Annotated in this window: 15 protein-coding genes; 13 read left to right on the top strand and 2 right to left on the bottom strand. The window is 53.9% G+C overall.

The window, feature by feature from the left end:
- The first annotated feature begins 19 nt into the window (after positions 1–19).
- From F0Q32_RS17115 to nanQ, 13 genes are all read left to right on the top strand, one after another.
- Positions 20–580, top strand: a complete 561-nt coding sequence (locus tag F0Q32_RS17115; RefSeq protein ID WP_149464020.1) for a fimbrial protein — start codon at positions 20–22, stop codon at positions 578–580.
- An 84-nt stretch (positions 581–664) separates the two neighbouring features.
- A complete protein-coding gene (locus F0Q32_RS17110) occupies positions 665–3,301 on the top strand; it encodes a fimbrial biogenesis outer membrane usher protein (protein WP_149464019.1) in 2,637 nt (878 codons plus the stop codon).
- Between the two features lie 19 nt (positions 3,302–3,320).
- Complete coding sequence (locus F0Q32_RS17105; protein ID WP_088541247.1) at positions 3,321–4,073, top strand: fimbria/pilus periplasmic chaperone; 753 nt, start codon at positions 3,321–3,323, stop codon at positions 4,071–4,073.
- Between the two features lie 15 nt (positions 4,074–4,088).
- Entirely contained in the window at positions 4,089–4,604 is a 516-nt protein-coding gene (locus F0Q32_RS17100; RefSeq protein WP_105272315.1) for a fimbrial protein, read from the top strand.
- Complete coding sequence (locus F0Q32_RS17095) at positions 4,601–5,089, top strand: fimbrial protein (protein WP_149464018.1); 489 nt, start codon at positions 4,601–4,603, stop codon at positions 5,087–5,089. The genes F0Q32_RS17100 and F0Q32_RS17095 overlap by 4 nt, the downstream gene beginning before the upstream one ends.
- On the top strand, positions 5,086–5,625 hold the full coding sequence (locus F0Q32_RS17090; protein ID WP_149464017.1) for a fimbrial protein: 540 nt from the start codon (positions 5,086–5,088) through the stop codon (positions 5,623–5,625). The genes F0Q32_RS17095 and F0Q32_RS17090 overlap by 4 nt, the downstream gene beginning before the upstream one ends.
- Before the next feature lies 1 nt (position 5,626).
- A complete protein-coding gene (locus tag F0Q32_RS17085) occupies positions 5,627–6,469 on the top strand; it encodes a StfH/YfcO family fimbrial adhesin (RefSeq protein WP_149464016.1) in 843 nt (280 codons plus the stop codon).
- Between the two features lie 117 nt (positions 6,470–6,586).
- Entirely contained in the window at positions 6,587–7,360 is a 774-nt protein-coding gene (gene nanR, locus F0Q32_RS17080; RefSeq protein WP_188016881.1) for a transcriptional regulator NanR, read from the top strand.
- 134 nt (positions 7,361–7,494) lie between these two features.
- Positions 7,495–8,388: an N-acetylneuraminate lyase gene (gene nanA, locus F0Q32_RS17075; RefSeq protein ID WP_149464014.1), complete on the top strand. Its 894-nt coding sequence runs from the start codon at positions 7,495–7,497 to the stop codon at positions 8,386–8,388.
- Positions 8,389–9,157: 769 nt separating this feature from the next.
- Positions 9,158–10,648, top strand: coding sequence for an MFS transporter (locus F0Q32_RS17070; RefSeq protein ID WP_149464013.1), 1,491 nt, complete (start codon positions 9,158–9,160; stop codon positions 10,646–10,648).
- Between the two features lie 44 nt (positions 10,649–10,692).
- Entirely contained in the window at positions 10,693–11,382 is a 690-nt protein-coding gene (locus tag F0Q32_RS17065) for an N-acetylmannosamine-6-phosphate 2-epimerase (protein WP_149464012.1), read from the top strand.
- Positions 11,379–12,257: an N-acetylmannosamine kinase gene (locus F0Q32_RS17060; protein ID WP_149464011.1), complete on the top strand. Its 879-nt coding sequence runs from the start codon at positions 11,379–11,381 to the stop codon at positions 12,255–12,257. The genes F0Q32_RS17065 and F0Q32_RS17060 overlap by 4 nt, the downstream gene beginning before the upstream one ends.
- Positions 12,251–12,718: an N-acetylneuraminate anomerase gene (gene nanQ / locus F0Q32_RS17055; protein ID WP_149464010.1), complete on the top strand. Its 468-nt coding sequence runs from the start codon at positions 12,251–12,253 to the stop codon at positions 12,716–12,718. The genes F0Q32_RS17060 and nanQ overlap by 7 nt, the downstream gene beginning before the upstream one ends.
- A gap of 68 nt (positions 12,719–12,786) precedes the next feature.
- On the opposite strand, the gene F0Q32_RS17050 is transcribed toward nanQ, so the two are convergent.
- Together F0Q32_RS17050 and gltD are read right to left on the bottom strand one after the other, a co-directional pair.
- Positions 12,787–13,935 carry a YhcG family protein gene (locus F0Q32_RS17050; protein ID WP_149464009.1) on the bottom strand — a complete coding sequence of 383 codons (1,149 nt, stop codon included), beginning with the start codon at positions 13,933–13,935 and terminating at the stop codon, positions 12,787–12,789.
- 182 nt (positions 13,936–14,117) lie between these two features.
- Positions 14,118–15,536 (bottom strand): glutamate synthase subunit GltD, encoded by a 1,419-nt coding sequence (gene gltD, locus F0Q32_RS17045; protein WP_149464008.1) that lies wholly within the window; start codon positions 15,534–15,536, stop codon positions 14,118–14,120.
- Positions 15,537–15,542: the final 6 nt, after the last annotated feature.

The following is a 15,542-nucleotide window of genomic DNA, read 5'->3' as shown; positions in this document are numbered from 1 at the left end:
TATGATTTAAGGACAAATAATGAGTAAGTTCGCTAAAACGGCCATTGCAGCCGCAATGGTAATGGGCGCAGTTGTCTCCACGTCAGCCTTCGCTGCAGGCAACAACGGTACTGCACGTTTCTACGGCACCATTGAAGACTCCCCGTGCTCTATCGTTCCAGACGATCACAAACTGGAAGTGGATTTGGGTAACATCGGTGCCGAAGTACTGAAAAACAACGGGACTACCACGCCGAAAGATTTTCAGATTCGTTTGCAGGACTGCGTATTTGAAACCCAAACGAACATGGAAACGACGTTCACCGGTAACGTTTCTACGGGAAACGAGAATTACTACACCATTTTTAATATCGATACAGGTGCTGCGTTTAACAATGTAAGCCTGGCGATTGGTGATAAGCAAGGTACTTCCTATAAAAGCGGTGCTGGCATTAAACAGGCGATCGTAAATGACTCAGCAACCAATAAAGGCAAACCTAAACAGACTCTGAACTTCAAAGCCTGGTTAGTCGGTGCGACGGGTACGCCTGACCTGGGTGGTTTTGAAGCGAATACCACTTTCCAGATTACCTATCTCTAAGGTAATTCACCCCCATAGCATTTCGCTATGGGGGATTTTGGCGAGTTTTTGGACTTATTATAATAATCACGGATGAATACGTGTATGCCTGACTATTCCCTTTTCCGCTTACGGGCGCTTCCCTGGTGCGTTGCCGTGGCCATCTCTGGATGCCATATCAATGCCTGGGCTGATGAAGATATTCAGTTTGATTCCCGTTTTCTGGAATTAAAAGGCGACACGAAAATCGATTTAAAACGCTTTTCAAGCCAGGGTTATGTTGAACCGGGTAAATACAGTTTACAGGTTGAGGTGAATAAACAGCCATTACCCGGTGAATATGATATTTACTGGTATGCTGCAGAAAATGATGCCAATAAGACTTACGCCTGCCTGTCGCCAGACCTGGTGGCACTGCTTGGTTTCAAAGAAGACATTGCGAAAAATTTGCAATGGGTTCACGACGGTAAATGCCTCAAGCCAGGCCAATTTGACGGTCTGGAAATGCGCGCTGATTTAAGCCAGTCCGCACTCCTTATCAGCTTGCCGCAGGCTTATCTTGAATACAGCGATGTCGACTGGGACCCTCCCTCGCGCTGGGATGATGGCATTTCAGGTTTAATTGCCGATTACAGCATCAACGCCCAAACCCGACATGAAGAAAAAGGCGGTGATGACAGCAACGATATCAGCGGCAACGGTACGGTTGGCGTTAACCTGGGGCCGTGGCGCTTGCGAGCCGACTGGCAGAGCGATTATCAGCATACCCGCAGTAACGATAAAGAGACGGAAGACAGCACCGAAAGAAACTGGGACTGGAGCCGTTACTATGCCTGGCGCGCGTTACCGAGCCTGAAAGCCAAACTGGCACTCGGTGAAGATTACCTCGATTCCGATATATTCGATGGCTTTAACTACATCGGCGGTAGTATCAGTACTGACGATCAAATGCTGCCGCCGAACCTGCGCGGCTATGCCCCGGATATTTCCGGCGTGGCCCATACGGCGGCGAAAGTCACAGTTAGCCAGGCCGGGCGCGTAATCCATGAAACCCAGGTGCCAGCCGGGCCATTCCGTATCCAGGATCTTGCCGATTTTAGCTCTGGTACGCTGCATGTGCGCATTGAAGAGGCAAACGGTCAGGTGCAGGAGTATGACATCAGCACTGCCTCCATGCCGTTCCTGACTCGCCCGGGCCAGGTGCGCTACAAAATTATGATGGGGCGACCACAGGAGTGGGGGCACCATGTGCAAGGCGGGTTCTTTTCCGGTGGCGAAGCGTCCTGGGGGATAGCAAACGGCTGGTCACTGTATGGCGGGGCGCTTGGCGATGAAAATTACCAGTCAGCCGCGCTTGGGATTGGTCGCGATCTTTCCGTTTTCGGTGCGATGGCCTTTGATATCACCCACTCGCATACCCGACTTGACGATTCGACCGCTTACGGAAAAAGCACGCTCGACGGTAACTCTTTCAGAGTCAGTTACTCCAAAGACTTTGATGAACTCAACAGCCGCGTCACCTTCGCCGGATACCGCTTCTCGCAAGAGAACTATATGACCATGAGCGAGTATCTGGACGCGAATGACAGCGCAATGGTTCGCTCAGGCAATGATAAAGAGATGTACACCGCCACTTATAACCAGAACTTCAGGGATGCCGGTGTTTCTGTTTACCTGAACTATACGCGCCACACCTACTGGGATCGTGAGGAACAGACCAACTACAACGTAATGCTCTCCCACTATTTCAATATGGGCGGCATTCGGAACATGAGTATCTCTCTGACCGGTTATCGCTACGAGTATGACGATAGCGCTGACAAAGGCGTCTACATCTCCTTAAGTATGCCGTGGGGCGATAGCAGCGTTGTGAGTTACAACGGCAACTACGGTAGTGGTTCAGACAGCAGCCAGGTAGGGTATTTCAGTCGTATCGATGACGCCAGTCATTATCAGATAAACGTGGGCAACAGTGAAAATCACTCCAGCGTGGATGGTTATTACAGCCGTGACGGTTCAATGGCCCATGTGGATCTCAATGCCAACTACCATGAAGGGCAGTACACCTCTGCCGGGTTGTCGCTACAGGGCGGCGCTACGCTCACGGCTCACGGTGGCGCGTTGCACCGTACTCAAAATATGGGCGGTACGCGACTGCTGATTGACGCTGACGGTGTCGCGGACGTACCGGTCGAAGGAAATGGCGCAGCGGTGTACACCAATATGTTTGGCAAAGCCGTCGTTGCCGACGTCAATAACTACTACCGTAACCAGGCCACGATTGACCTGACCAGACTGCCGGAAAACGCCGAAGCCACGCAGTCTGTCGTGCAGGCGACGCTTACCGAAGGCGCTATTGGCTATCGTCAGTTTGCGGTCATCAGTGGGCAAAAGGCGATGGCTGTCCTGCGCATGAGTGATGGCAGTTACCCGCCATTTGGTGCGGAAGTGAGAAACGAACACGACCAGCAGGTCGGCCTGGTTGATGATGACGGCAACGTCTATCTGGCCGGGGTAAAAGCGGGCGAACACATGCGTGTCTCATGGAATGGCGAACCTCACTGTGAGATTTCACTGCCAGACCCGCTGCCCGCCGACCTGTTCAACGGCCTGTTACTGCCGTGCAAGCAACAAGGCACGGTGATGCCTGCGGCTCCGGCAGAGATTAAACCGATGATTCAGGAACAAACGCAGCAGGTCACACCTGGCGCGGAACCCATGGCTATTTCAGCAAACCAATAACGTGATTAAGGATTGATCCATGTATACATTGACTCGCTCTGCAACACGCGCTGCCCCTGCGTTGGCGCTGCTGGTGGCGGCCGCCAGTTTTACCACCCACGCATCGGTGACGCCCGACCGTACACGCCTGGTCTTCAATGAAGGCGACAAATCTATTAGCGTCACGTTGCGCAATAACGACCCGAAGCAGCCCTACCTGGCACAAAGCTGGATGGAGGACGAAAAGGGCAACAAAATCAGCTCGCCACTTACGGTACTGCCGCCGGTACAGCGTATTGATGCGATGATGAATGGTCAGGTAAAAGTCCAGGGAATGCCGGATATCAACAAGTTACCGGCCGATCGTGAGAGCATGTTCTACTTTAACGTGCGTGAAATCCCGCCAAAGTCGAACAAACCTAATACGCTGCAAATTGCCCTGCAAACGCGTATCAAATTGTTCTGGCGACCCAAGGCACTGGCAAAAATTAACATGAGAGACCCGTGGCAGCACAAGGTGACGTTAACCCGCAATGGTCAGGCGTTCACCGTCAATAACCCCACGCCGTATTACGTGATTATCAGCAATGCCAGCACACAGAAAAATGGTAATCCGGCAGCCGGGTTTACGCCGCTGGTCATGCCGCCGAAATCGTCCGCACCGTTGAATGTGAAGATGGACACTGTGCCGGTGCTGACTTACGTCAACGACTACGGTGCGCGATTGTCGCTGAACTTTAAATGCACTGGCAATAATTGCCAGGTGGATGCAGAGCAAAGCCGCAAAGGCTGATGCCGGGAGAGTCTTATGAAATACACGTTTCTGGTGGGAACGGGCATTTTTCTCCTGAGCGGTTGGCTGATGGGGAACCTTGCCGTCGCAGGGCAAAGTAAACAGGTGTCATTGTCTTTGCGCGTTTTGGTGGATGGGCCACCGCCCTGTTCCGTAAAGGGGAGCAATGTGCAATTTGGCGAAGTATACATTAGCAAAATCAATGGCACGAATTACCGCACCACGCAGCCGCTTTATACCCTGAACTGTGATAACAGGGCGGTGGGCCTTGATGATCTGCGGATGCAGCTTAAAGGCCCTACCACCGTGATTAACGGGGAAACTGTTATTGCGACGGAAATACCCGGCCTGGGTATTCGCATTGAAAATGGTGACGATAACTCCCTGTTCAGAGTGGGTGAAGGTAACTGGTCTGATTTTAATGTTAACCAGTTGCCCAACCTCACAGCGGTGCCGGTAAAACAGAGCGGAGTGCAGCTTACGCCAGCGGAATTTAACGCCAGTATGACGATGGTGGTGGATTACCAATGAAAAAACGCTTGTTCTTTTTACTCTGCACCTGCGGTGGCGTTGCGCTGGCGGCTGGGGATGACATCACCTTCCACGGTACGCTGGTGGCACCGCCTGCCTGTGCTATCAGCGATGGAAAGACCCTCGAAGTGGAATTTCGCGATCTCATTATCGACAGTATCAACGGAGACTATGGTCGCAAGGAAGTGGTATATGGCCTGAGCTGTGACTCTGACACGCGCGATCCCGAGTGGAATATGACACTCACCTGGACGGGTACGCAGACCGCCTACAATGACTCGGCTATCGAAACAGACGTTCCCGGCTTTGGTATTGAACTTCAGCACGATGGTCAGCCTTTTAAGCTGAATACTCCGCTTACTATTAACGCCACCGATTTTACCCAAAAGCCGAAGCTGGAAGCCGTGCCAGTGAAGTCAGCCGATGCGGTGCTGAGTGATACCACGTTTTCAGCCTATGCAACATTGCGGGTGGATTATCAATGAAGACAGAACGTATTTATTCTCTCGGCTATGGGCTGTTAGCGGGCCTGCTGTTGATCGGCAGCACGCGTGCCCTGGCCGTGGACAACAACCTGCATTTTTACGGCAATTTAATTAGCCGCTCTTGTTCGCTGGTGGTTGAGAGCGGGAATCTGGCTGAAGTCCATTTTCCGACTATCAGTCGTCGGGATCTTATGGCTGCGGGGGAGTCTACGCACGTTCCGGTGGTGTTTAAGCTGAAAGATTGTAAGGGGCCTGCGAGTTATCAGGTCCAGGTGACCCTTACCGGTACGGAAGACAGTGAACAGCCCGGTTTCCTGGCGCTGGATACCACATCAACCGCGCAGGGCGTCGGGATTGGGATGGAAACGACTGACGGGGTACGGGTGGCGATTAACGACCCAACCGGGGCGAAATTCACGCTTAGCGATGGCAGCAATGACATTAATTTCAGGGCCTGGTTACAGGCGAAAAGCGGTCGGGAAGTGACGATGGGCGATTTTACCGCCAACCTGACGGCGACCTTCGAGTATATCTAATATGAAAAAATGGACGGTTTTTTTTGCAGGTCTGGTATTAATTGCTCTCGGTTTAGTAATTCCAAAGAGCTATGCGGGTGATAAGCTCCTAAACGCAAGCTTCCCTGGTGCGGAAATCTATTATGCAATTAATAATATCTCTATGCAGGGGAGTATCCGTTTTAATGTCACAGTATTAACGCCAGAAGAAGTAGCCTATGGTCAATACAATTCAGGCGCAAGAAGAGGCGATACTCTTCAATTAATATCCTGGACAGGAACGGGTCCTGCACCAAAGTTAGTGCTTACAGATTTTGGCAATACAGCCACCTCAAATTGTCCGGGTATCGATACGTCCATATATAAATGTGGATTTATGACTTTTAATATCACGGTATCATCTGATGATTATGGCTGCCCATGGATTGCTTCTTTTTATTCAGTTTCTCAGGCCAATGGATTTAGTGCATATACAAGTCCAACAGAGCATAATACTGTTTGCCCGTCAATTCCGGTATCTTCCTATGATATATCCTGGAGTGATAATTATGTTAGCCATACTAAAACGTTGCAATTACAATCCAATGGTTCAACCATCACAACAACGCTTTCGACCTATCTGATGGAAAGTGGCAATCTCTGCGATGGCAGTAATTTTGATTCCAGAGGAGCGTACTGTCGTGCAGTTTCAGATTTATTAACATTTACCTCTTATGGTTGCAATAATGCAAAGGTGACAGTCACACCGACACGTAAACCGTTAACGGATAGAAAACTCCACGACATTGTGGTGAAGGTGAATACCAGTAGTCGGCAACCGATTGATTCTACGTGCCGTTTCCAATATGTCTTAAATGAATTGTAGTGACGGTAATTTAACAACGCGACGGGGCCATCTGGCCCCGTCGTCATTTCCGGCGTCTGTTTTATGATATGATGGTAAAGGCTAACTTCCCCTCTACAGCGAATGGAAACGGTACCTATGAGCGCTTTCGATCCTCAATCTGCAGACACCATCGGCAACAGCCTGCGCCGTCGTCCGCTGGCGCGTAAAAAGCTGTCTGACATGGTGGAAGAAGAGCTGGAGCAGATGATTCGCCGCCGGGAATTTGGTGACGATGGGCAACTGCCGTCCGAACGCGAACTGATGGCGTTCTTCAATGTTGGTCGCCCGTCGGTGCGTGAAGCACTGGCCGCGCTCAAGCGTAAAGGGCTGGTGCAAATCAATAACGGCGAACGCGCCCGCGTCTCACGTCCGTCGGCAGACACCATCATCGGCGAACTCTCCGGCATGGCGAAAGATTTCCTCTCGCATCCTGGCGGTATCGCGCACTTCGAACAACTGCGTCTTTTCTTTGAATCGAGCCTGGTACGTTACGCCGCTGAACACGCTACGGATGAGCAAATTGCGTTGCTGAGTAAAGCGCTGGAGATCAACAGCCAGGCGCTGGATGACAACGCGCAGTTTATCCGCTCGGACGTCGACTTCCACCGCGTGCTGGCGGAAATCCCCGGCAACCCGATCTTTATGGCGATCCATGTCGCACTGCTCGACTGGCTGATTGCCGCTCGCCCAAAAGTGGCGGATCAAGCACTCCACGAACACAATAGCGTCAGCTACCAACAGCATATCGCTATTGTCGACGCTATCCGCGCCCGCGATCCTGACGAAGCCGATCGCGCGCTTCAGGATCACCTCAACAGCGTTTCCGCGACCTGGCACGCCTTCGGTAAAGCCAAAAAATCCCGTCAGTGATCGTCGTATTGCGATCGGTTTAGTGAAGTCGATCGCACAATAAGCTTTCTGTATTACACTGCTTCAAAAGTGATCTGGTATAACAGGTATAAAGGTACACAGTTATTCCAATTAAACATCACTACGAGGTATTTATGGCAAGCAATTTACGCGGCGTCATGCCCGCACTGCTCACCCCTTTCGACGCACAACAAAAGATGGATAAAGAGAGTCTACGTCGTCTGGTGCGTTTCAACATTGCACAGGGTGTTGACGGCGTTTATGTCGGGGGCTCAACCGGAGAAGCCTTCGTTCAAAGCCTGGCGGAACGCGAGCAAGTGCTGGAAATCGTGGCGGAAGAAGGCAAAGGCAAATTGACGCTTATTGCCCATGTCGGCTGTATCAGTACGGCGGAAAGCCAGCAACTGGCCGTTGCCGCAAAACGTTACGGCTTTGACGCCGTTTCAGCGGTAACACCGTTTTACTACCCGTTTAGCTTTGAAGAACATTGTGACCACTATCGCGCAATTATCGACTCGGCTGATGGATTACCGATGGTGGTCTATAACATTCCGGCGCTGAGTGGGGTAAAACTGACGCTGGATCAGATCAACACTCTGGTCACGCTGCCGGGCGTGGGGGCGCTGAAACAAACGTCGGGCGATCTGTATCAGATGGAGCAGATCCGACGCGCACATCCGGATCTGGTGCTCTACAACGGGTACGACGAAATCTTTGCTTCCGGCCTGCTGGCGGGCGCAGACGGCGGGATCGGCAGCACCTACAACATTATGGGCTGGCGTTACATGGGGATCGTGCAGGCGCTGAAAGCGGGCGATATCGCGAAGGCGCAGCAGTTGCAGCGTCAGTGTAACGAGGTTATCGGCCTGCTGATCAAAGTCGGCGTATTCCGTGGCCTGAAAACGGTTCTGCACTATATGGACGTGGTTTCCGTACCGTTGTGCCGCAAGCCGTTCGCGCCGGTAGATGAGAAATACCTGCCGGAACTGAAAGCGCTGGCGCAGCAGTTGATGCAGGAGCGGAGCTGATTTTGCCCCTCACCCCGGCCCTCTCCCGCAGGGAGAGGGAGAAAACCGCAGACACATGATTATTGGCGCGGTCGGTTCCCTCTCCCTTGAGGGAGAGGGTTAGGGTGAGGGGGGAGAAAACCGCACTCACATAACCACTGGCGCGGTCGGTCCCCTCTCCCTTGAGGGAAAGGGTTAGGGTGAGGGGGGGAAAACCGCACCCACATAACCGCTGGCGCGGTCGGTCCCCTCTCCCTTGAGGGAGAGGGTTAGGGTGAGGGGGATAAACCGCACCCACATAACCGCTGGCGCGGTCGGTCCCCTCTCCCTTGAGGGAGAGGGTTAGGGTGAGGGGGACAAACCGCACCCACATAACCGCTGGCGCGGTCGGTCCCCTCTCCCTTGAGGGAGAGGGTTAGGGTGAGGGGGGGAAAACCGCACCCACATAACCGCTGGCGCGGTCGGTTCCCTCTCCCTTGAGGGAGAGGGTTAGGGTGAGGGGGAGAACCCGCACCCACATAACCGCTGGCGCGGTCGGTTCCCTCTCCCTTGAGGGAGAGGGTTAGGGTGAGGGGGGAAAACCGCACCCACATAACCGCTGGCGCGGTCGGTTCCCTCTCCCTTGAGGGAGAGGGTTAGGGTGAGGGGGAGAACCCGCACCCACATAACCGCTGGCGCGGTCGGTTCCCTCTCCCTTGAGGGAGAGGGTTAGGGTGAGGGGAAGAACCCGCACCCATCCAACACATTCATATCAAAGCGCGTGGGCCCAGCCCACCGCGGGAGACTCACCATGAGTACAACAATCCAGAACATCCCGTGGTATCGCCATCTCAACCGGGCACAATGGCGGGCATTTTCCGCTGCCTGGCTGGGGTACTTGCTTGATGGTTTTGATTTTGTCTTAATCGCCCTGGTGTTGACGGAAGTACAGGGTGAATTCGGTTTAACCACGGTACAGGCGGCTAGCCTTATCTCCGCCGCCTTTATCTCCCGCTGGTTCGGCGGCCTGATGCTCGGCGCAATGGGGGATCGCTACGGTCGTCGCCTGGCCATGGTCACCAGCATCATTCTCTTTTCAGCGGGAACGCTCGCCTGCGGTTTTGCACCGGGCTACACCTCGCTGTTTATCGCCCGTTTGGTGATCGGCATGGGGATGGCGGGGGAATACGGTTCCAGCGCCACCTATGTTATCGAAAGCTGGCCTAAACACCTGCGCAACAAAGCCAGCGGCTTCCTGATTTCAGGGTTCTCTGTCGGTGCTGTTATCGCCGCACAGGTCTACAGCCTGGTGGTGCCCGTCTGGGGCTGGCGTGCGCTGTTTTTCATCGGCATCGTACCTATTGTCTTTGCTCTCTGGCTGCGTAAAAACATCCCGGAAGCGGAAGACTGGAAAGAGAAACACGAAGGCAAAGCGCCGGTGCGCACGATGGTCGATATCCTCTATCGCGGCCAGTATCGCGTAATGAACATCATCATGACCTGTGTCGCGGGGGCGTCCCTGTGGTACTGCTTCGCCGGTGAAGCGCGCATTGCCGGGCTGGTGGCCCTGTTGGGCCTGGTGTGCGCCATCATCTTTATCAGCTTTATGGTGCAAAGCAGCGGCAAACGCTGGCCGACCGGCGTCATGCTGATGGTGGTTGTGCTGTTTGCTTTCCTCTACTCGTGGCCTATTCAGGCACTGTTACCGACCTATCTGAAAACCGAGCTGGCCTATGACCCGCACACGGTGGCGAACGTCCTGTTCTTCAGCGGATTTGGCGCGGCGGTAGGCTGCTGCGTGGGCGGGTTCCTCGGCGACTGGCTGGGCACGCGTAAAGCCTATGTTTGCAGCCTGCTGGCCTCACAGTTGCTGATCATTCCGGTGTTTGCGATTGGTGGCACAAACGTCTGGGTGCTGGGCTTGTTACTCTTCTTCCAGCAAATGCTGGGGCAGGGGATCTCCGGGATCTTACCGAAGTTGATCGGGGGATATTTCGAAACGGATCAACGTGCGGCAGGGCTCGGCTTTACCTACAACGTCGGTGCGTTAGGCGGCGCGCTGGCGCCGATCCTCGGCGCATTGATCGCCCAACGGCTGGATCTGGGCACCGCGCTGGGCTCGCTCTCCTTCAGCCTGACGTTTGTCGTGATCCTGCTGATCGGCCTTGATATGCCCACGCGCGTTCAGCGTTGGATCCGCCCGGAAGCGCTGCGCACACACGATGCGATCGACGGTAAACCGTTTAGTGGCGCCGTACCGTTTGGCGGCGATAAAAGCGGACTGGTGAAAAGTAAAAGTTAACAGGGAGCCCGGCGCAGGCCGGGCGCTTCTCCGAGGATATGATGATGTCTTTACTTGAACAGCTGAATAACAACATTGCGCAATCTGGCGGGCTGATTGTCTCCTGCCAGCCTGTCCCTGATAGCCCGCTGGATAAACCCGATATCGTTGCCGCGATGGCGCTGGCGGCGGAACAGGCCGGGGCAGTTGCACTGCGTATTGAAGGCGTGGCGAATTTACGCGCCACTCGTGCAGTCGTGTCGATTCCGATTATCGGCATTCTCAAACGTGACCTTGATGATTCTCCGGTGCGTATCACGCCTTTTCTGGACGATGTTGATGCGTTGGCGCAGGCCGGGGCCGACATTATTGCGGTTGATGGCACGGACCGCGTGCGCCCGGCGAGCGTAGAAGCGCTTCTGGCACAGATTCATCAGCACGGTTTGCTGGCGATGACCGATTGCTCAACATTTGAAGATGGCATGGCCTGCTATCGGCTGGGGGCCGAGATTATCGGCACCACGCTTTCGGGCTACACCACGCCGCAGACACCGGAAGATCCAGACTTCGCACTGGTGAAATCCCTGAGTGATGCGGGCTGCCGGGTGATTGCCGAAGGGCGCTACAACACCCCTGCACAGGCGGCTGAGGCGATGCGCCACGGCGCGTGGGCGGTCACAGTCGGTTCCGCCATCACTCGCCTTGAACATATCTGCCAGTGGTACAACACGGCGCTGAAAAAGGAGCGGTCATGACCACGCTGGCGATTGATATCGGTGGCACTAAACTGGCAGCTGCCCTGGTGGATGATGCGCTCAACCTGCTGGAACGTCGCGAGCTACCCACACCGGCGAGCAAAACGCCGGATGCGCTGCGCGCCGCTTTGCAAACGCTGGTCGAGCCGCTTTTCCCTCGCGCCACGCAGGTGGCGATCGCCTCAACCGGGATTATCCGCGATGGCGTGCTGCTGGCGATTAACCCGCTTAATCTGGGGGGCTTGCTGAATTTCCCGCTCAAGAAGACGCTGGAAGCGATAACCGGCTTGCCAACATTAGCCGTTAACGACGCACAGGCGGCGGCGTGGGCTGAGTATCACGCGCTCCACGATGACTATCGCGATATGGTTTTCCTCACCGTTTCTACAGGTGTGGGGGGAGGGGAGATAATCAACGGCAAACCGATCGCCGGAACGGGCGGTCTCGCCGGGCATTTGGGGCATACGCTGGCCGATCCTAACGGGCCGATGTGCGGCTGTGGCCGCCGTGGTTGTGTCGAAGCGATTGCCTCCGGGCGCGGGATTGCCGCAGCGGCGGAAGGCGAACTAGCCGGATGTGACGCTAAAACGATCTTTATTCGCGCCGGGCAGGGTGATGAACAGGCCATACAACTCATCCATCGTTCTGCGCAGACGCTGGCAAGATTAATCGCCGATGTAAAAGCGACCACCGATTGCCAGTGCGTGGTCATTGGCGGCAGCGTTGGGCTGGCGGAAGGGTATTTAGCGCGGGTGGAGACCTGTCTTGCGCAGGAACCTGCTGTTTATCAGGTCACACTACAATTAGCACACTATCGGCACGATGCCGGATTACTGGGGGCCGCACTTCTGGCCCAGGGAGAACAATCATGTTAACTGGGGATATTCAATCGCTGGCTGCTGCAGGGTTACACCCTGTCCTGGCTGAAGCGTTAACATTGGCGTTAACTGCCCGCCCACAAGAGAAATCACCAGGGCGTTATGAACTGCGCGGCGATGACATCTTTATGAATGTGATGACGTTTGCCACACAGCCAGCCGAAAGTAAAAAAGCAGAACTGCATGCGCAGTATGTGGATATTCAGCTTTTGCTGAGTGGAGAAGAAAGGATTTTGTTCGGTGTGGCAGGGGCGGCCCGGCAGTGTGAAGAGGTACATGCTGATGAGGATTACCAGCTTTGCTCTGCCATCGAGAATGAGCAAGCGGTGACGTTAAAACCGGGGATGTTCGCTGTGTTTATGCCGGGGGAACCGCATAAGCCGGGATGTACAGTCGCGTTATCGCAAGAGATTAAAAAAACGGTGGTGAAAGTCCGCGCCAGCTTACTCGTGCGTTAAAAAAAGCCGGATAGCGCTGGCGCTAATCCGGCCTGAAAAAATATTAATTATCAGTCGGATAAGATTTTTTAGCGGCGTCTGGCCCTTGATGCCAGCGCCTGCTGAGTGCGAATTAATTCTTCCGCCAGTTGTTTCTCATCGGGGAGTTGCACCTTATATTCACTCGCCAGAACGGTATTCGGCAAACCGGCCAGCGCGTAATGTGCTTCACCTGCACCTTTCTCAGCACAAAGAATTAATCCAATAGGTGGATTCTCTCCTGGTTGCGTCCAGTGTTCTTTCGCGTAATTCAGATACATATTCATTTGCCCGGCATCGGTGTAGCTAAATTTCCCGACCTTAAGGTCTACAACCAGCAGGCAGCGTAAAGGACGATGGAAAAACAGAAGATCCACTCGAAACCAGTTGTCATCAATACGTAACCGTCGCTGTCGGCCGACAAAGGCAAAATCATCCCCAAGCTCCAGCATGAAATCCATCAGATGGTTAATCAGTGCCTCTTCAAAATCGGATTCTGAGTACTCATCTTTAAGTTCCAGAAATTCGAGTATGAAAGGATCGCGTATCGCTTGTTGCGGGATGATAGTGGCTTCCACTGGCTGGGTTCGTTGCAATACGGCTGACTTGTCGCGAGACAGTACTGAGCGCTCATAAAACTGGGTGGCGATTTGCCGCTCAAGTTGGCGAACAGACCAGCCGCAACGGAGCGTCTCTTTTTCGTAAAAGTTACGGGCATCGGGGCTTTTAACGGAAAGCAGGCGGACATAAGTGGACCAGGGCAAGGGGAACGACCTGGCGAGTTGCGCTAAATGGCAGGATTCACCAGACAGCGCCTGGCTAATTGTGGCGCTGAATTCTCCAGACGGTGTCTGGAGAATTGCAGGGCTGAATTGTGCAGACAGTGTCTGCACAATTTCAATTCTCTGAAAACAAATATAAAAATCCTTAAATTGCCATAAATTCCTGGTAGAAAACCCACGCTTATACCTTAGACTTAAATCCTTCGATAGCCGCTTAATTAGTTGTGTACCATAAGCCGCTCTGGCTTCGCCGCCTTGTTCAAACTCGACAATTCGTCGGCCAATTTCCCAGTATGTCGCTGTCATCAGTGCGTTAACGCTACGTACTGTTTCTGTCCGTGCGCTATCGACCAGATGAATAATGCCATCGTGAATCTGTTGATAACCTTCAGTGGATTGTGCGGGGAGCGATTCCATCCTTTATCCCTCAATGCGAGCCTGCGTTGAAAATGGAACAGCTATACGCCGGGCGTTCGCGTGGAACAATCCGCAACAGCGTATTGCATTCATTTTCTTCAGGATCTGCGAGGGGCTTTCCAGCAAAAGCGGGGGATTTCAGCACCGCCTTCCTTTCCAGGCAGGCGGCGCTGAGGCAGGGTTTACACTTCCAGCCAGTTCATGATGCCGTCAGCCGCTTTACGGCCTTCGGCGATGGCGGTTACCACCAGGTCCGAACCACGCACAATGTCACCACCGGCGAAGATTTTCGGGTTGCTGGTCTGGAAGGCGTTTTCGTGACCTTCCGGGGCGATGATGCGACCCTGAGAATCCAGTTCGACGCTGTGTTTTGCCAGCCATTCCATGCTGTGCGGGCGGAAACCAAATGCCATCACCACCGCATCTGCCGGAACGACATGCTCGGAGCCAGGAACGATTTCCGCACGGCGGCGGCCTTTTGCATCCGGTTGGCCCATCTCGGTGCGCGCCATTTTCACGCCGCAGACCTTGCCGTTAGCATTCACTTCAATGCCCAGCGGCTGCACGTTGAACTGGAATTCAACACCCTCTTCACGCGCGTTTTTCACTTCGCGGCGTGAGCCTGGCATGTTCTCTTCGTCACGACGATAAGCACAGGTGACATGCGTTGCGCCCTGACGCACGGAGGTACGCACGCAGTCCATCGCGGTATCGCCACCGCCAAGCACTACCACGCGTTTGCCTTCCATGTTGATGTACGGCTCGTCTTTATTCTCACCAAAGCCCATGATCTGACGGGTATTGGCAATCAGGAACGGCAGCGCATCGAACACGCCAGAGGCATCTTCATTTTCCAGCCCACCGCGCATCGACTGATAGGTGCCGACGCCGAGGAACACCGCGTCGTAATCACTCAGCAGGGTTTCAAGCTGCACGTCACGGCCCACTTCGGTATTCAGTTTGAACTCAATCCCCATCCCGGTGAAGATTTCACGACGGCGGGTCATGACCTCTTTTTCCAGCTTAAAGGCCGGAATACCGAAGGTCAGCAGGCCGCCAATTTCCGGGTGACGATCAAAGACGACCGCTTTTACGCCGTTACGCGTCAGGACATCAGCACAGGCCAGGCCCGCCGGGCCTGCGCCGATAATCGCCACTTTCTTGCCGGTTTGCTTCACGCCAGACATATCCGGACGCCATCCCATTTCGAACGCTTTATCATTGATATAGCGCTCAATGTTGCCAATGGTTACGGCGCCGAACTCATCGTTCAGCGTACAGGAACCTTCACACAGACGGTCCTGCGGGCAAACACGCCCACACACTTCCGGTAGGGTGTTGGTTTGATGCGACAGTTCTGCCGCTTCAAAAATACGCCCTTCGTTGGCGAGCTTCAGCCAGTTCGGAATGTAGTTGTGTACCGGGCATTTCCATTCACAGTACGGGTTGCCGCAGGAAAGGCAACGATCGGCCTGCGCTTTGGCCTGACCTTCTGAAAACGGCTCGTAAATTTCAACAAACTCGATCTTGCGGATCTTTAACGCTTTCTTAGCGGGATCAACGCGTTGCAGGTCGATAAATTGATAAACGTTCTGACTCATGATGAC

It is taken from the genome of Pseudocitrobacter sp. 73 (assembly GCF_008369545.1).
GTDB classification, from domain to species: domain Bacteria; phylum Pseudomonadota; class Gammaproteobacteria; order Enterobacterales; family Enterobacteriaceae; genus Pseudocitrobacter; species Pseudocitrobacter vendiensis.
The sequence above is the reverse complement of the archived record's forward strand: the minus strand, read 5'-3'. Positions and strand labels throughout refer to the sequence as shown.